Genomic DNA, 16202 nt, shown 5'->3' with positions numbered 1-16202 from the left:
TCATCCCCTGCCCGCCGGCGGGGCTGTGCACGTGGGCGGCGTCCCCGGCGAGCAGCACCCGCCCGGCCCGGTACGCCCCGGCGATCCGGTGGTGGACCCGGAACCGTGAGGTCCAGAGCAGCTCGGTGACCCGGTCCGGCCGGCGGGCGGGGCCCCGCTCGTCGAGCAGCGCCTGGAACCGGGCGGCGTCCGGGTCACGCGGCGCGTCGGCCACCGCGGCGACCAGCCGGACCACGCCGTCGGGCAGCGGCGCCCAGACCAGCGGCCCCTGCCGGGCCAGGAAGAGCACGGTCTCCCCACGGGGCAGCGCGCTGTCCACCCGCACATCCGCGAGCAGGAACGACTCGCCCGGGTCGGCAGGGGCACCGAAGTCGATGCCGGCCAACTCCCGGACCGCGCTGTGCATGCCGTCCGCGCCGATCACCCACCGGGCCCGGACCGTCTCCCCGCCGGCGAAGCGGGCGGTGGCGCCGGCGTCGTCGAGGGCGAGGCCGGTCAGCTGGTACGGCCGGAGCACCCGGCCGCCGAGCGCGGCCAGCCGGTCGGCGAGGACCGCCTCGGTCTCGGACTGGGAAACCATCAGCGCGTACGGGTACCGGGACGGCAGCCGGTCGAAGGGAACGGTGAACAGGACCCGGTCGCGGTCGCGCACGGTGAACCGGGCCGACGGCAGGCCGCGGGCGACGAGCGGGGCGGCGGCCCCGATCCGGTCGAGCACCTCCAGAGTGCCGGCGTGCACCACGGCCGCCCGGGAGGTGACCGGTGGCGCAGTGAGCCGGTCGACGACGGTGGCCGTCACGCCGTGCCCGGCCAGGGCCACGGCCGCGGCCAGGCCGGTCGGACCGGCTCCCACCACGAGGACATCGGTGCGCTCAGGCAACATGACCCACCTCCGCATGCCAACACCTGTTTGCCAACGGTTGTTGACAACGCTAGGCGTGGGTCGACTTCTCTGTCAACGCTTGTTGGCCTACAGTCGTTGACATGACCGACACGGCACCCGGCACCCGCCGCTCGGACGCCACTCGGGCCGCGATCCTGCGCGCCGCCAGGGAACGCTTCGCCGCCGACGGGTACGAACGCGCCACCATCCGGGCCATCGCCGCCGACGCCCGGATCGATCCGTCGATGGTGATGCGCTACTACGGCAGCAAGGAGGGCCTCTTCGCGGCGGCGGCGGAGTTCGACCTACGCCTGCCCGACCTGGGCGAGGTGCCCCGGGAACAGCTCGGCGAGGTGCTCGCGCGGCACTTCCTCAACCGGTGGGAGGGCGACGAGACCCTGGTCGCCCTGTTGCGCGCCGCCAGCACCAACCCGGGTGCGGCCGAACGGATGCGGGGGGTCTTCGCCGATCAGCTCGCCGCCGAGGTGGCCAAGATCGGCACCGACCCGGCGGCCATGGCCCGTCGAGCCGGCCTGGTGGCCAGCCAGGTCCTCGGCCTCGCCTTCACCCGCTACATCGTGCGCCTGCCGCCGATCGTCGGCATGGACGCCGACGAACTGGTCGCCTGGATCGCACCGACCCTCCAGCGTTACCTGGCCGGTCGCTGACCCCCGATGCGGCAAGTCGCGGTCTCCCCGCAGTGGGACACCGCGACTTGCCGCGAAACGCGCGGGCGCCGGATCAGCCGGCGAGGCCCCCCGGCTGGTCGCCCTTCACGACGGGGGCCCGGACCAGGTTGCCCCACTCGGTCCACGAACCGTCGTAGTTGCGGACCTGCGGGTAGCCGAGCAGGTGGTGCAGCACGAACCAGGTGTGGCTGGAGCGCTCGCCGATCCGGCAGTACGCCACCACGTCGTCGGACGGGCTGAGCCCGAGCTGGTCGGCGTAGATCGTGCGCAGTTCGTCGGCGGACTTGAAGGTGCCGTCGTCGTTCGCCGCGGACTTCCACGGCTTGCTCAGCGCGCCCGGGATGTGCCCGCCACGCAGCGCACCCTCCTGCGGATAGTCCGGCATGTGCAGCATCTCGCCGGTGTACTCGCCCGGCGAGCGCACATCGACCAGCGGCCGGCCGGCGGCCACGTGCGCCATGACCTGCTCCCGGTACGCCCGGATCGGCGTGTCGTTCCGCTCCGGCACCGGGTACTCGGCGCGCGGCCGGGTGACCTTCTCCTTGGTCAGCTCCCGCCCCTCGGCGATCCACTTCTGCCGGCCCCCGTCCAGCAGCCGCACGTCCGGGTGACCGAAGAGGGAGAAGACCCAGAGGGCGTACGCGGCCCACCAGTTGAAGTTGTCGCCGTAGAAGACCACCGTGTCGTCCCGGCCGATGCCCTTCGCGGCGCAGAGCTCGGCGAAGCTCTTCGCGTCCAGGTAGTCCCGGGTCACCTGGTCGTTCAGCTCGGTGTGCCAGTCGACCTTCACGGCGCCGGGGATGTGGCCGGTGTCGTAGAGGAGCACGTCCTCGTCGGACTCGACCACCACGAGACCTTCGTCGCCCAGGTGCTCGGCCAGCCACTCCGTGGTGACCAGGCGCTGCGGGTCGGCGTACGACTGGAGTCGGGGATTCGGATCGCTCGGCACAGGCATGATCCCCAAGTTACGCCCGATCCCGGGCCGTCAACCGGTCTGCCGCAAATCGGGTGCAGCGAATGTGGCGGGCCACACGTGACACGGGCGGAACCCGCCGACCACAGAGGAACGCCATGACCGTACGGCAACAGACCGGGCCACCCCGGTCCGTGGCAGCACCGGTGGACTTCACCGACTTCTACCAGGCCCACTTCCACCGGATCGCCGTGCAGCTCTACGCGTACCTAGGCGACCACGCCGAGGCACAGGACCTGACCCAGGAGGCGTTCTGCCGGACGCTGGAACGCTGGACCCGGATCAGCGGGTACGACGACCCGTCGGCGTTCGTCCGCCGGGTGGCATGGAACCTGGCGACCAGCCGGCTGCGCCGGGTGCGTACCACCGTGCGGCACCTGGCCCGACAGCGCGAGGAGCACGTGCCGGGCCCGCAACCCGACCGGGTGGCGCTGACCCGGGCGCTGGCCACCCTGCCCGCCAACCAGCGCCGGGTGATCGTGCTGTACCACCTGGCCCAGCTGAGCGTCGCCGAGATCGCCGAGCTGGTCGGCGCCCCCGAGGGCACGGTCCGGTCCTGGCTCTCCCGGGGCCGCGCCGCGCTGGCCGATTACTTCACCGAGACCGGATCGGAGGACGGCCGTGCCTGAGACCGCTGTCGACGAGATGTTCGCCGAGTTCGAGGCCGCGGCGCGGGACAGCTTCCGGCCGCCGGGCGTACCCGAGGCGCAGCGCCGGGTCCGGGACCGCCGCCGGCGCCGGCGTGGCCTGCTGGCCGGCCTGGCCGCCCTGCTGCTCGCCGGCTCGGCCGGCGGCTACGCGGTCGCCGGCCGGGGCGACCGGTCGGCGCCGTCACCCTCGCCCACCGTCTCCGTGTCCCCGACCGGAAAGGTCACCGAGCGGAAGGTCGCGCTGCCGGGCGTACCGGGCAGTCTGGCCGAGCTGCGTTTCATCAGCGGCGACGACGGCTGGGCGCTCTTCGACACCTGCGAGCCGGGGGACTTCTCCGCCCACGGCTGCCGGCGTACCGTCGCGCGGACCACCGACGGCGGTGCGAGCTGGCAACGGACGGCGCTGACGCCGGCCCCGGATGGCGCCGCGCGGCTGATGCCGGTGGACAACCAGACGCTGATCGTGGTCGTGGGTGACCGCTACCTGATCACCGACGACGGTGGCGACAGCTGGACCAGGCACCCGCTGAGTTCGCCGCCCGAGGCGCTCTGGCGCAGCGTCGCCGCTCCGGACGGTCCGCACCTCGGGTGCCCCGCGTCCCAGGAGGGCGCACAACCTCCCGCCACCTGCGCCGAGCTGAAGGTGGTGCTGCTCGACGGGACGCCGCTGGCGCATCAGCCACCGGTGGCCCTGCGGCCCGGCGGGGAGAACGCCTTCCTTCCCGGTTCGGACGGGCGGTACTGGCTCACCGTCACCGCGGGCGACCGGCTGACGGTCTACACCAGTGACTACGGGGGCGGCCCCTGGCGCAAGCTGCCGGTCATCCCCGCTGCCCGGCACTTCGCCATCTCACCCGACGGCCGCGAGGTCTGGCTGGTGCGGACGGACCGGCCGAACGGGGTGTGGCGGCTGGCCGACGACCGCTGGCGGCCCGGTCCACCCCTGCCCGACGACACGTACGAGGTGGCCGCCGCCGGCGATGGCGTCCTGGTGGTCAGCAGCAGCTACGGCGGGGTGGGCTTCGTGGCGAACGGCCGCTACGTGGACGTTCCCGAGCTGCGCGAGCGGCTGCGCGCCAAGCCGGACGATCAGGCGAGCGTGGCAACCCTGCCCGACGGCACGATCCAGATCCTCTACGGCGAGACGCAGTTCCTCGGCATCGGGCAGGGCGTCGATCGGCACTGGATCCGATACTCCTGACCCTTCGGCAAGCTCTCGCTTGGCACCCGGCACGGTCAGGCGCGGCGGTGCACCAGCCGGCCGGCGATCACGGTGACCAGGCAGGAGCCGTCGTCGGCGAAGACGGCCAGGTCGGCCCGCCCGCCGACGACCAGCGCCGGTGGCCGGGGCCGGGCCAGCACCGCCAGCCCGTTGCGGGCGGCGGCGGCCCGCAGCGCCGGGTCGCTCAGGTGGGCGTCGAGCACCGCACCGACCCCGGCCCGGAACAGGGCGTGCACCCGCTCGCGCGGGGTGGGCGCCGGGGGCAGCGGCCCGTCGTGCACCAGGGCCGGCCCGAGGCTCCCGGCCCACCGCCGCACCCGCACGTCGGGGTACGCCGCCGTCAGCTCGTCCAGGACCGCGATGCGCTCGATCCGGTCGCCGGCCACCAGGACCGCGCCACCGGACATGGGTTCATCGGTCGGGGTGGGCCGCAGCAGGTCGGCGGCGTGGATGGTGCGCACGGTCAGTCGAGGGTGATCGGCCCGAGCGTCGGGCGTTTCGCGGTGACGAAGTCGCCGGAGGAGCGACCGGTGAGCCGCCGCTTGATCCACGGAGCCAGGTGTTGGCCGGCCCAGCGCAGGTCGGCGGCGCGGGCGGCCAGCCACGGGGTCGGCGCCGGGTGCGGCGGCACCATCAGCCACTCCTCGTCGCAGCCCACCCCGAGCGCGGTGAGCACCTGCGCGGCGACCCGCCGGTGCCCGGCCGCCGACAGGTGCAGCCGGTCGGTGCTCCAGAGCAGCGGGTTGAGGTAGGTGTCGTCGGCGTACAGGTCGACCAGGATCGCGCCGTGCCGCTCGGCAATCTCGCCGACGACCCGGTTGAGCAGGGCCACCCGGGGAGCGACCAGCCGCTGGCCGGGCAGCCGGGCCATCACGTCGGCGAACCGGAAGAGGACCACGTCGGCACCGCTCGCCCGCAGCTCGCCGATGACCCCGTCGAAGTGGGGGACGAAGGAGCCCGCGTCGAAGTTACGGCGCAGCACGTCGTTGCCGCCGGCCGCGAAGCTGATCAGATCGGGCTTCATGGCCAGGGCGGCCGGCACCTGCTCGGCGACGATGTTCGGGAAGAGGCGGCCCCGGATCGCCAGGTTGGCGTACCCGAAGTCGGGCCCGGCCTCGGCGGCGAGCCGGGTGGCGACCAGGTCGGCCCAGCCGCGGTAGGTCCCGTCCGGATACGCGTCGTCCATGCCCTCGGTGAAGCTGTCACCCACCGCCACGTAGCTGCGCCAGCGCACTGCGCCTCCCATCGACGTCCCGGCAGAGCTGCGTCGTTCAGTTTGTCACCGCGCCCGGTGGCACCGGCCGGCCCCGGGTGTACGACGTGGCGGAGGTCATCGACGGGGCAGATTCCGTCACACCTTCCCTGGATGATGTTGGCCGGCTGCGCTGACCCGAACAGCGCGCGCAAAAGGGGCGGACCACCCTCGGTGGTCCGCCCCGGTGACTGCAGCTACTCGTAGCAGTTCGGCCCGACAAGCTGCAGGGTGATGGACCGTGCCTTGCCCCGATCGCGGCGACGCCCAGGCGGGTTGACCACCATACGGTGCCCCCTTCGCCCGTCATTTCGGCACGGGCGGGACAGCCCGCAAAGACGCCGTCGAGGCCGAGCGGCCGCCGGCGGTCGCGATGGGGGTGGAGGCGGCTACCGGGCGCGCGGCGTTGCTGGGCACCGGCTTACCGGCATTGCAGGCAGCCAGGCCGGCCATCGCCAACGCGACCAGCGGCAGGGCCAGCGCCCTCCGGAAGGCGGTACGGGTGACGGAGTCGGCGACGAGAGCGTTCACGGGAGCCGGCCCTTCAGATTGGGGGTGACATTGCTTTTAGGCCCTTCCAGACGTCGGTTATCCAGTGCAGGCTTGCCGCCCAGGAAAAAAGTTCCTCGCCGGTACGGAAGAAGGCGGGCCACCCCGGTCGGGTGAAAGTAATGGTCAGCGACTTGCCCGCCGGAATCGCGGAAAGCTCGCACAGCATGACCTTGGGCGGGCCACTGTCGTGCACATATGCCACGTTTTTCACCACGCCCCGCACCTTGGTCAGCGATACCGACGCCGGTAGGGTCAGGTGAATGCCGGGATAATCGGCGGCGATGTTTCCGGTGTTGGTGACCGTTACCACCAGATCACCTTCATAACCGTTGTCCGGCTGCTGCACCAGACTCGCCTGCCCAGCCCTGATCTTCAGGTCGACCGACACCTTCGGGAAGCTCGTCGGGCCGTCGCTCTGGCGGAACCCGTGCCCGCTCCAGCGGTAGACCCGCCACTGGGCGGCGCGGTTGTCACCCATGACCTGGGTGTCCATCCAGTGCACCCGCACGGCGCCGTCGGCGGTGGCCTCCACCTGGGTGATCTCCCCGCCGCCCACCTGGGCGCCGGTGACGGCCACCTGCCCGAGCGTGGCGATCGCGCCGGACTCGGTCCGCTGCAGGGCGATCACCTGCTGCGCCCGTACGGCGAACGGACTGCAGGTGACCAGGACGACCGCGTCGAGGTCGCCGTCCCGGTCGACATCCGCGATCACCGGGTCACCGAGGATGCTGAAGGTACGCGGCGAGTCCTGCAGCGGCTTGTAGACGGAGTTCCCGTCGTTGAACCGGTATGTCCCGGCGGGGCAGAAGTCCGTGCTCCACTTGCCAAGGCGGATGCTGGCGTTGCGTGCCTCGTCCGCCGTCACCGGGGCCATCGGCGCATCGGCCGGCTCGGCCGTCGACGGGCTGGGGCTGGCGCGCTCCGGGGTGGGGGTCGGGGTGGCGGTGACCGAGGTGGCCGGGGCGGGCCCCGACTGCTCGTTGGGCCGGATCGCCAGGGCGGTGCCGGTGGCGGCGGCGATCATCACCAGGGCGGCGGCCGAGGTGGTGACGGCCCGCTGGATGCCGAGCCGGCGGGACGTACGCAGGGCGCGGTCCCGCAGGTCGACCGGGGTGACCTCGTCGGCCAGGTCGGCCAGGTCGAACCGGAGACGGTCCTCGTTCATCGGGCGCTCCCTTCCATGACGTACAGCTCGGTGAGTTCCGGGGCGACGGTGCGCAACTTGGCCAGGGCCTTCGAGGTCTGGCTCTTCACGGTGCCGACGGTCACGCCGAGCAGGTCGGCGGCCTCGGCCTCGGTGCGGTCCTCGAAGAACCGCAGGACCAGCACGGCCCGCTGCTTGGCGGAGAGCTTCGCCAACGCGGCCCGCAGGGCCAGCCGGAGCGTGGTCTGGTGGGCGTGATCGGGGGCCGAGTCGCCTCCGCGCGGCTCGGGCAGATCGCCCGACATCGACTCGGCCACCCGGCGGCGCCGCCACCAAGACACCTGCAGGTGGTACATGATCTTGCGGGTGTACGCCTCGGCGTTGCCGCTCTCGTGCAGCCGGTTCCACGAGCGGTGCGTGCGGGCGAGGGCGGACTGGACGAGGTCCTCGGCCAGGTGCTGGTCACCGGTCAGCAGGTAGGCCGAGCGGAGCAGTGCGGGGGTACGGGTTCGTACGAACAAGTCGAACTCACTCAGGAGAGGGTCCACACGAGCCGATCCTTGGGGTCAGGTGATGCATCAGCGTGACGCCTCCCCAGACGCCACCCCGCCGCGCCATGGTTGCCGATGAGGATCAATGATTTTCGGTGATGCTCTTCCGGTACGGCCCCCAGGCCACGAACCGGTCGAACAGCTCACGCGGAGTCGGCCCGTCGTAGGGGTTCAGCCGGAACAGGTCGTGGGTCGCCTCGTGGTAGAGCCCCGACAGGTAGATGGCCAGGTCGAGCGGGCTGTCACCGTACTCGACCTTGAGCAGCAGCCGGGCCTGGGCGCACGGCCAGGGCGCCCCGCACGCCCGGCACATCCACAGCGGCCGGATCGGCAGGTGCGGCGGGTGGTCGGGCGGATAGGCGCGCGGCCGATCGGGGTACGGCCCGAGCCGCGGCACCGGAAGCATGGCGGCCCACCGCTCGCCGCTCACCACCGGCCGCCGTTGGCCCGCCACTCCTGCCCCCGGGTCAGCCGGCCCGGGCTGCCCGGCCGCACGGTCGGGATGACCCGGGTGGGCTCGCGCATCCAGTCCGGCAGGTTCTCGCCTTTGGCTCGGCGAGGCAGCGGCGGCGGGGGCACGGTGGTGCGGCATCGGAACCAGCGCAGCGGGTTGCGCATCTAGACCTCCTTCACGGGTACGGGCCGGGGCCGCCCCCGGCACCGGGGGGGGAGTCGGGGCGGCCCCGCAGCGGGCCGGACGGGAGGCGGCCCACTGCGTGACAGTCTGCTGAGGACGGCATTACGCTCGGAAGGCATTGACGCCGGCCGGGGCGAGGCCAGGTCGACTGTTCCGTCCACACGAGAGATTCGTGGCGACGCCGGGAGAATCGTGGAGGAAGTGTGGAAGATGAGCCGACCGTCGAGCTGATCCGGGCACAGTTGCGGCGGCTGCGGATGAATGCCGGGCTGAGTCAGGAGGACTTCGGGAAGCTCGTCCACTTCTCGGGTTCGCAGGTGTCCGCCATCGAGCTGGGACAGCGGCCGTTCGACCGGTTCTTCCTCAAGCGCGCCGACGAGGTGCTGAACACGGGCGAGCTGCTGACGTCCCTACTCAAGATGGCGGAGCGTAACGGCCAACCAAACTGGCTACGCCCCTGGCTGGACGCCGAGCGCAACGCTCAACAGCTCCGGTGTTATCACCCGACGCTCGTTCCCGGCCTGCTCCAGACCGAGAACTACGCCCGCGCGGTGATCCGGGCCGACGACATGCTGAGCGACGACGAGGTGGAGAGGCGGGTGGCGGTCCGACTGGATCGACAGGCCGTGCTGAGCCGGCCGCAGCCGCCCAAGCTCGTGGCGGTGATCGAGGAGGCCACTCTCCGCCGAGCCGACGAGAGCTTCCGAGGGATCATGACTCAGCAGGTCGCCCACCTGATCGAGTGCGTCGAGCGTCCGCACATCAGCGTGCACGTCATCCCGGCGGAGGTCAGCACGCACGTCGGACTCGCCGGTCCGTTCACCCTGGCGCGGGGGGACGACGGTGGATGGGTCGGCCATCTGGAGAACCAACTCGGCGGCACGCCGGTCGACAAGGACGAGGACGTGGCTAGTCTGGTCGCGAGATGGGAGAGCGTCCGTAGCGAGGCCCTACCTCAGCGGCAGTCCACGCTGCTGATGAAGGAAGTGAAGACGTCATGGAGCTGATCGGCGCAATCTGGCGCAAGTCCACCCGCAGCGGCAACGGCGAGTGCGTCGAGGTGGCCGACAACCTGACCGGCGTCGTCGGCGTACGCGACAGCAAGGACCCCACCGGCCCGATCCTCACCTTCACTCCGCAGACCTGGCGCACCTTCATCGCCCACACCAAGCGCCACTGACGGACAAAACGCACTCCTCGGCAGTGGATCGGACGCCGCCAACGCTGCCCAGCAGCCATCACCCGAACCGGGGTGGCCGCGTCCAGCACCAAATCGACCGTGAGGCACGACAGGACGATGGATCAGCGGAGCGCGTCGGTCGCGCAGCTCTGGGAAGCGCACCTGCGCGCTCCGTTTCCGTCAGGGCTGGGTGGCACCGAAGTCGAGGGTGTCGACCTGGTGCTGCTCGACGCGGACGCCGCCGGCTGTGTCCGCACCTGGCTCGACAACGGCGGCCACCTCGACGACTGGCGGCGCAGCGTCGTCTCCTCCTGTTCGCACCAACTCGATCTGGTCCTGCCGGTGCTCGCCGACGAGGCGGCCGGCTACTACCGCCGCCTGCGTGACCTCACCGCACTGATCGCCTGATCGACTCCAGGTACCCGATGTTGCGGCATCCCGCCCCCCACGGACACCCCAACGTCGGCGACATGGTGGGCGACCAAGGGCGGCGCGCGGGCGAATAGGATCGCCCCACCCGGTCGGCCGGTCGTACGCTGCGGCCATGCTGCTGCGTACGTCGACTCTGCTGCTCCGGACCCTGCGCGAGGATCCGGCCGACGCGGAGGTGCCGAGCCACCGGCTCCTGCTCCGCGCCGGCTACGTCCGCCGCGCCGCCCCGGGCGGCTACACCTGGCTGCCGCTCGGCAAGCTGGTGCTGGATCGGGTGACCGAGATCGTCCGCGCCGAGATGGTGGCGATCGGCGACCAGGAGGTGCACTTCCCGGCGCTGCTCCCGGCCGAGCCGTACCGGACCAGCGGCCGGTGGACGGAGTACGGCGACGACATCTTCACCTTCGAGGACCGGAAGGGCGCCGCGCACCTGCTCGCCCCGACCCACGAGGAGATGGCCGCGCTGCTGGTGAAGGACCTCTTCACCTCGTACCGGGACTTCCCGGTGACGCTCTTCCAGATCCAGACGAAGTTCCGGGACGAGGCCCGGCCCCGGGCCGGCCTGCTGCGCGGGCGCGAGTTCCTGATGAAGGACGCCTACTCGTTCGACCTGGACGAGGCGGGACTGCAGGAGGCGTACGAGCGGCACCGGGCGGCGTACGAAAAGATCTTCACGAAGCTCGGGCTGGACTTCACCGCGGTGCACGCGATGTCCGGGGCGATGGGCGGCTCGGCGTCGGAGGAGTTCCTGGCCGCGACCCCGGTCGGCGAGGACAGCTTCGTCGGCTGCACCGCCTGCGACTACGCCGCCAACACCGAGGCGGTGGTGACCCGCGCGCCGGCCGCCGGCGACCCGGACGCACACCCGGCCACCGAGGTGCACGACACCCCGGAGACCCCGACCATCGCGTCCCTGGTCGAGCTGGCGAACGCCCGCGCGCTCGCCGGCCGCACCGACTGGGCCGCCGCCGACACCCTGAAGAACGTGGTGCTGACCGTCCGCCGACCGGGGGCCGAGCAGGCGGAGCTGCTGGTCATCGGCCTGCCCGGCGACCGCGAGGTGGACCTGAAGCGGGTCGAGGCGGCGCTGGCCCCGGCCACCGTGGCGGTCTTCGACGACTGGCCGGCCCACCCCGAGCTGGTCCGCGGCTATCTCGGGCCGCAGATCCTCGCCAAGCACGGCGTCCGCTACCTGGTCGACCCCCGCGTGGTCGCCGGCACCAGCTGGCTGACCGGCGCCAACGAGCCGGGCCGGCACGCCACCAACGTGGTCTGCGGCCGGGACTTCACCCCGGACGGCACGATCGAGGCGGCCGAGGTGCGCGCCGGCGACCCCTGCCCGGCCTGTAGTGCCGGTGCGCTGACCATGCGCCGGGGCATCGAGGTGGGGCACATCTTCCAGCTCGGTCGCCGGTACACCGACGCGTTCGCGGTCGACGTGCTCGGCCCCGAGGGCAAGCCGGTCCGGCCCACCATGGGCTGCTACGGCATCGGCGTCTCCCGGCTGGTCGCCTCGATCGCCGAGCAGCACCACGACGACCGGGGGCTGGTCTGGCCGGCGGCGGTCGCGCCGTGCGACGTACACCTGATCGCCGCCGGCAAGGGGCCGCAGCTCGACGCGGCGCTCGACCTCGGCGAACGCCTCTCCGCCGCCGGCCTGCGGGTGCTGGTCGACGACCGGACCAACGTCTCCGCCGGGGTGAAGTTCACCGACGCCGAGCTGATCGGCATCCCGCGCGCCGTGGTGGTCGGCCGCCGGCTGGCCGAAGGGTACGTAGAGTTGCGCGACCGGGCCTCCGGCGAGCGGATCGAGCTGCCGGTGGCGGGCCTTGTCGAGCGCCTGCGCGACGAGGTGGGCGCGACGCGCCACGGCCGGGTGTAGCAAACGTGTCAGGGGGTACCGCCCCGGGATCGACCGAAGGTGTTCGGAGGCTCTCATGTACCGGGTCAGCGACGTGATGACCAAGCAGGTGATCTACCTGCCGGCGGAGACCCCGCTGGACGAGGCGGCCAGGGTGATGAAGGAGTCGGACATCGGCGACGTGGTGGTCACCGACGGAGCGACGCTCGCCGGCATGCTGACCGACCGCGACATCGTGGTCCGGGCGGTGGCCGAGCGGGCCGATCCGGCGAAGACCACGATCGGCTCGATCATCACCCGCGAGGTGGTGATGATCGAGCAGCACTCGACCGCGAGCGAGGCGGCCGCGCTGATGCGCGAGCGCAACATCCGGCGGGTGCTGGTCTGCGACAGCGACCGCAAGCTGGTGGGCATCGTCTCGCTGGGCGACCTGGCCATGCAGTTGGACCCGAACTCCGCGCTGAGCGACATCAGCGAGGCCGCCCCGAACATGTGATCGGCTCGACCCGGTGTCCGCTCCTTTGATCCGGCAGGGCACCGGGTCCCCGCCGGTAGCCTGGCGGTCATGCCCGAGATGCCGAGCAAGCTGGCCGAGATCGTCGACGAGTTCGCCGCCGCGCCGCGTGACGTGGTGCTGGAGATGCTGCTGGAGTTCGCCGACGTGATCCCGCCCCTGCCCGAGGGGGTGGACCGGGCCGAGCTGGAGCAGGTCCCGGAGTGCCAGACGGCGTTCTTCCTGCGCGCCGAGGTCAACCCGGACAAGACGGTGACGACGATCTTCGACTGCCCGCCCGAGGCGCCCACCACCCGCGCGTTCGCCGGCATCCTGGCCGAGGGCCTGGCCGGGGCGAGCGCCGAGGAGGTGCTGGCCGTGCCGGACGACCTCTACCAGCGGATGGGGCTGGCGCAGGCGATCAGCCCGCTGCGGGTACGCGGCGGCACGGCGATCCTGGCCCGGCTGAAGCGCCAGGTCCGGGAACAGATTTCCTGATCAACGGGTTGTCGCTGGTCATGGAGATCGAGATCTACGCCGACGTGGTGTGCCCCTGGTGCTGGATCGGCAAGCGCCGGCTGGAGCAGGCGCTGGAGTCGTACGACGGCGAGGTGACCGTCCGGTACCGGCCGTTCCAGCTCGACCCGACGCCGGTGGCCGAGCCACAGCCGCTGATCGAGGCGCTGGGCGCGAAGTTCGGCGGCCGGGACAAGGCCGAGGGGATGGCCGCCCACGTCACCCAGGTCGCCGCCGCGGCGGGGATCGAGATGCACTTCGACCGGGCGGTGGCCGCCAACACCTTCGAGGCGCACCGCCTCGTCCGGTTCGCCACCGAGCGCGGCCGCGCCGCCGAACTGGTGGAGCGGCTCTACCGGGCGCATTTCCAGGACGGGATCGACGTCGGCTCGAAGGACGCGCTGGTCAAGCTCGCGACCGAGGTCGGCCTGGACGAGACCGAGGCCCGGGAGTACCTGGAGTCGAACCTCGGCCGGCGCGAGGTGGCCGCCGACCTATCGGCCGCGCACCAGCTCGGCGTCTCCAGCGTGCCGACCTTCGTGCTCGCCGGGAAGTACGCCGTCACCGGCGCCCAGGAGCCGGCGACCCTGCTCGCCGCCCTGCGTGAGGTCGAGCAGCGCGAGTCCGCCAACTGACCTTCATCGATCTTGTTCCACGTGAAACAGGATCGATGACCTTGACTACCTAGGCGGGCCTGGCCAGGTCCTCCACCACCGTTGCCCCGGGCAGCGCGCCGAGCGCGGGCCCGGGCAACGCGATCTTGCTGTGCCGTACGCCGGACCCGATGATCACGTGCGGCGTGGCGACCACCCGCGAGTCGACCAGGATCGGCCACTCCTCCGGCAGCCCGATCGGGGTGATCCCGCCGTACTCCATCCCGGTCAGCTCGACCGCGTCGGCCATCGGCGCGAAGCTCGCCTTGCGCACGTCGAGCATCCGGCGGACCATGCCGTTCACGTCGGCCCGGGTGGTGGCGAGCACGATGCACGCCGCGTATCGAACGTCGCCACCTCGCTTGCCAGCGACCACCACGCAGTTCGCCGACTCCTCCAGCCCCACCTCGTACGCCGCGCAGAACGCCGCCGTGTCGGCCAACTCCGCGTCGATCGGGGCGACCAGCACGTCGTCCACGTCCACCGGCGCCTCGTCCGGCCACCGCTCGATCGCGGCGGCGACCGGCGGGGCCAGCAGGTCCAGTCGGGTACGGGCGGGCTCGGTCTTCAGCGTCCCCATCACGGCTGCGATCCTCGCACCCCCGGCCGACTTCCGCTCGTCGGCATGCCACCCCGGTCCGGCAGACGGAAGGGCCGGCGGGCGCCCCGGCTCAGTTCTTGTTGGACAGGAAGGCGTTCTCGCGGTTGAACTCGAAGTCGTGAGCGGCGGCGAGCTGTGCCCGGCGCAACGCCTCGGGGCGGTTCGCCTCGGCGTCCTCGAGGCCGTGCCGGACACCCAGCCGGATCACGCCGTAGAGGAAGACGAAGCCGGCAACGTACAGGATCACCGTGGTGACGAGAACCAGCATGCGGTCACGGTAGGACGGCCCGGAACCGCAGAAGCTTTCATCTCCGGCCGGTTCCCCCGTACGTGTCGGCGAGGTGGTCGGCCCAGGTCCGGGTGCCGGTCGGGGTGGCCGTGGTGGTGAGCCCACCGGCGCGCAGCGTCCGGCCGAGCCGCCCCGGGATCCGTACCGGCAGCAGGGGGCGGTGCGAGTGCCGGGCCGTACGCCAGGCGCGTACGGCCTCGTCGAAGCAGAGCACCTGCGGGCCGCCGAACTCCTCGACCCGGCACGACGGGCCGGCGGCCAGCATCGCGACCAGCCGCGCCGCCACCTCGCCCGGGTCGACCGGCTGGGCGAGCACGGCCCGGTCCCCGATCGTCGGGCCGAACCGGCTGGCCCGGCGCAGCAGGTCCGCCAGGAACTCCAGGAACTGGGTCGCCCGCAGCACGCTCCACGGCACCTGCCCGGCCGCCACGACCTGCTCGGCCGCGAGCTTGTGCCGGTAGTAGCCGAACGGCACCCGGTCCACCCCGACGATCGAGACGTACACCAGGTGCCGCACGCCGGCGTGGCCGGCGGCGACGACCAGCCGGCGGGTACCGAGCACGTCGATCCGGTGGGTCTGCCGGGTCGGCGAGGACGCCAGGTGCAGCACCGCGTCGACGTCGGCCACCGCCTCGGCCAGCCCCTCGCCGGTGGCCAGGTCGACCACCACCCACTCCACCGTGGCGTCCGCCCGGGGCCGGCGGCTGACCGCCCGTACGGTCCAGCCCGCGTCCCGCAGTCGGGGCACCGCCACCCGCCCGAGCCGTCCCGTCGCCCCGGTCACCAGCACCCGCATCGGCCATTCCCCTCCCGAGTCCCCGGACACGACGAGACCGCGCCCCGGTTCGTGACGGCCCACCGCCGATCATCACCGCACGGGACGGCGTCGCGGGCGGAACCCGGCTGACCGGGCCCGGTCAGCCGGCCGCCGGGCGGACCACCACCCGTCCCGCCAGCAGCAGGCCGAGCAGCGCGCAGCCAGCGGCCACGGCCAGGGTGACCGCGTAGTTCGCCGGGCCGGGAGCCGCCCCGGCGGCCAGCACCGCGCCGGTCAGCGCCAGCACGGTGGCGACGGCGAGCGAGTCGCCGAGTTGCAGCGCGGAGCTGTTCCGACCCTGCTCATCAGGGGCGGACAGGGCCAGGGTGAGCACCGACAGTGAGGGGAAGAGCAGCCCCATGCCGAGGCCCGCCACCACCCACGAGAGCACGGCGAGGACCACCGGCACGCTGGGCAGCACGGCCAGCGTGACGCCCGCCGTACCGGTGGCGACGCAGGCCAGCCCGGCCCGGGGCAGGGTGGCAGTGGAGCGCGGCGCGTCGAGCCGGCCCTGGATCCAGGAGCCCACCGACCAGGAGAGCGCCCCGACGGTGAGGACCAGGCCGGCGGCGGTCGGCGAGAAGCCCCGCTCCCGGGACAACATCAGCGGGATCACCACCTCCGCCCCGGCGAACGCCGCCGAGCCGAGGCCCCGCAGGCCGATCACCGTGGGCAGCCCCCGGGCGGCGCGCAGGAAGCCCGGCGGCAGCAGATGCGGCACGCAGATCAGCAGCCCGGCCAGCGCCACCGCGGCCAGGCCGGCCGCGAGCACGCCGCGCTGCTGCCCCCCGTAGTGCAGCAGTGCGG

General features: G+C 72.5%; 22 protein-coding genes and 1 pseudogene. 10 read left to right on the top strand and 13 right to left on the bottom strand.

The annotated features are described in order from the left end of the window. Positions 1–883 (bottom strand): FAD-dependent monooxygenase (locus ONA70_RS26035; RefSeq protein WP_265009115.1); only part of this gene is annotated, 883 nt, incomplete at its 3' end. A gap of 101 nt (positions 884–984) precedes the next feature. Between ONA70_RS26035 and ONA70_RS26030 the strand changes: the two genes are divergently transcribed. Then, positions 985–1551: a TetR/AcrR family transcriptional regulator gene (locus ONA70_RS26030; RefSeq protein ID WP_265009114.1), complete on the top strand. Its 567-nt coding sequence runs from the start codon at positions 985–987 to the stop codon at positions 1549–1551. A gap of 73 nt (positions 1552–1624) precedes the next feature. Here the strand turns inward: ONA70_RS26030 and ONA70_RS26025 are convergent, their stop codons facing one another. Next, positions 1625–2527, bottom strand: coding sequence for a sulfurtransferase (locus tag ONA70_RS26025; RefSeq protein ID WP_265009113.1), 903 nt, complete (start codon positions 2525–2527; stop codon positions 1625–1627). Positions 2528–2643: 116 nt separating this feature from the next. Between ONA70_RS26025 and ONA70_RS26020 the strand changes: the two genes are divergently transcribed. Further along, positions 2644–3174 carry a SigE family RNA polymerase sigma factor gene (locus ONA70_RS26020; protein ID WP_265009112.1) on the top strand — a complete coding sequence of 177 codons (531 nt, stop codon included), beginning with the start codon at positions 2644–2646 and terminating at the stop codon, positions 3172–3174. Next, on the top strand, positions 3167–4396 hold the full coding sequence (locus ONA70_RS26015; protein ID WP_265009111.1) for a WD40/YVTN/BNR-like repeat-containing protein: 1230 nt from the start codon (positions 3167–3169) through the stop codon (positions 4394–4396). Before ONA70_RS26020 ends, ONA70_RS26015 begins: the two co-directional genes overlap by 8 nt. A 35-nt stretch (positions 4397–4431) precedes the next feature. On the opposite strand, the gene ONA70_RS26010 is transcribed toward ONA70_RS26015, so the two are convergent. The 7 genes from ONA70_RS26010 to ONA70_RS25980 form a co-directional block, all read right to left on the bottom strand. Beyond that, the gene (locus ONA70_RS26010; protein ID WP_265009110.1) at positions 4432–4878 is read right to left on the bottom strand and encodes an imidazolonepropionase-like domain-containing protein; all 447 of its coding nucleotides are present in this window, start codon (positions 4876–4878) and stop codon (positions 4432–4434) included. A gap of 2 nt (positions 4879–4880) precedes the next feature. Further along, the gene (locus ONA70_RS26005) at positions 4881–5663 is read right to left on the bottom strand and encodes an SGNH/GDSL hydrolase family protein (RefSeq protein WP_406601244.1); all 783 of its coding nucleotides are present in this window, start codon (positions 5661–5663) and stop codon (positions 4881–4883) included. Between the two features lie 312 nt (positions 5664–5975). Further along, the gene (locus ONA70_RS26000) at positions 5976–6200 is read right to left on the bottom strand and encodes a hypothetical protein (protein ID WP_265009108.1); all 225 of its coding nucleotides are present in this window, start codon (positions 6198–6200) and stop codon (positions 5976–5978) included. A gap of 13 nt (positions 6201–6213) precedes the next feature. Next, complete coding sequence (locus tag ONA70_RS25995) at positions 6214–7386, bottom strand: hypothetical protein (protein WP_265009107.1); 1173 nt, start codon at positions 7384–7386, stop codon at positions 6214–6216. After that, positions 7383–7913 (bottom strand): SigE family RNA polymerase sigma factor, encoded by a 531-nt coding sequence (locus ONA70_RS25990; protein ID WP_265009106.1) that lies wholly within the window; start codon positions 7911–7913, stop codon positions 7383–7385. Before ONA70_RS25990 ends, ONA70_RS25995 begins: the two co-directional genes overlap by 4 nt. 85 nt (positions 7914–7998) lie before the next feature. Then, on the bottom strand, positions 7999–8322 hold the full coding sequence (locus tag ONA70_RS25985) for a hypothetical protein (RefSeq protein ID WP_265009116.1): 324 nt from the start codon (positions 8320–8322) through the stop codon (positions 7999–8001). A 20-nt stretch (positions 8323–8342) separates the two neighbouring features. Further along, entirely contained in the window at positions 8343–8534 is a 192-nt protein-coding gene (locus ONA70_RS25980) for a hypothetical protein (protein ID WP_265009105.1), read from the bottom strand. A 222-nt stretch (positions 8535–8756) separates the two neighbouring features. Here ONA70_RS25980 and ONA70_RS25975 point away from each other — a divergent pair, with 222 nt between their 5' ends. The 7 genes from ONA70_RS25975 (at position 8757) to ONA70_RS25945 (ending at position 13670) form a co-directional block, all read left to right on the top strand. Next, on the top strand, positions 8757–9560 hold the full coding sequence (locus ONA70_RS25975) for a helix-turn-helix domain-containing protein (protein WP_265009104.1): 804 nt from the start codon (positions 8757–8759) through the stop codon (positions 9558–9560). Beyond that, positions 9551–9733, top strand: a complete 183-nt coding sequence (locus ONA70_RS25970) for a DUF397 domain-containing protein (RefSeq protein ID WP_265009103.1) — start codon at positions 9551–9553, stop codon at positions 9731–9733. Before ONA70_RS25975 ends, ONA70_RS25970 begins: the two co-directional genes overlap by 10 nt. A gap of 117 nt (positions 9734–9850) precedes the next feature. Next, the gene (locus tag ONA70_RS25965) at positions 9851–10141 is read left to right on the top strand and encodes a hypothetical protein (protein WP_265009102.1); all 291 of its coding nucleotides are present in this window, start codon (positions 9851–9853) and stop codon (positions 10139–10141) included. A 136-nt stretch (positions 10142–10277) separates the two neighbouring features. Beyond that, the gene (locus tag ONA70_RS25960; RefSeq protein WP_265009101.1) at positions 10278–12047 is read left to right on the top strand and encodes a proline--tRNA ligase; all 1770 of its coding nucleotides are present in this window, start codon (positions 10278–10280) and stop codon (positions 12045–12047) included. A 55-nt stretch (positions 12048–12102) separates the two neighbouring features. Further along, positions 12103–12522 (top strand): CBS domain-containing protein, encoded by a 420-nt coding sequence (locus ONA70_RS25955; protein ID WP_265009100.1) that lies wholly within the window; start codon positions 12103–12105, stop codon positions 12520–12522. A 69-nt stretch (positions 12523–12591) separates the two neighbouring features. Continuing rightward, positions 12592–13017 carry a SufE family protein gene (locus tag ONA70_RS25950; protein ID WP_265009099.1) on the top strand — a complete coding sequence of 142 codons (426 nt, stop codon included), beginning with the start codon at positions 12592–12594 and terminating at the stop codon, positions 13015–13017. Positions 13018–13037: 20 nt separating this feature from the next. Next, the gene (locus ONA70_RS25945; protein ID WP_265009098.1) at positions 13038–13670 is read left to right on the top strand and encodes a DsbA family oxidoreductase; all 633 of its coding nucleotides are present in this window, start codon (positions 13038–13040) and stop codon (positions 13668–13670) included. 49 nt (positions 13671–13719) lie between these two features. Here ONA70_RS25945 and ONA70_RS25940 read toward each other — a convergent pair whose 3' ends face one another. From ONA70_RS25940 to ONA70_RS25925, 4 genes and pseudogenes are all read right to left on the bottom strand, one after another. Beyond that, on the bottom strand, positions 13720–14268 hold the full coding sequence (locus ONA70_RS25940; protein ID WP_265009097.1) for a YbaK/EbsC family protein: 549 nt from the start codon (positions 14266–14268) through the stop codon (positions 13720–13722). A 91-nt stretch (positions 14269–14359) separates the two neighbouring features. After that, complete coding sequence (locus ONA70_RS25935; protein ID WP_265009096.1) at positions 14360–14557, bottom strand: hypothetical protein; 198 nt, start codon at positions 14555–14557, stop codon at positions 14360–14362. Between the two features lie 37 nt (positions 14558–14594). Then, positions 14595–15374: an SDR family oxidoreductase gene (locus ONA70_RS25930; RefSeq protein WP_265009095.1), complete on the bottom strand. Its 780-nt coding sequence runs from the start codon at positions 15372–15374 to the stop codon at positions 14595–14597. Positions 15375–15495: 121 nt separating this feature from the next. Further along, positions 15496–16202 (bottom strand): annotated as a pseudogene (locus ONA70_RS25925) (MFS transporter); the annotation flags it as partial.

The organism is Micromonospora yasonensis, assembly GCF_026013475.1.
In the GTDB taxonomy this organism is placed as follows: Bacteria; Actinomycetota; Actinomycetes; order Mycobacteriales; family Micromonosporaceae; genus Micromonospora; species Micromonospora yasonensis.
The sequence above is the reverse complement of the archived record's forward strand: the minus strand, read 5'-3'. Positions and strand labels throughout refer to the sequence as shown.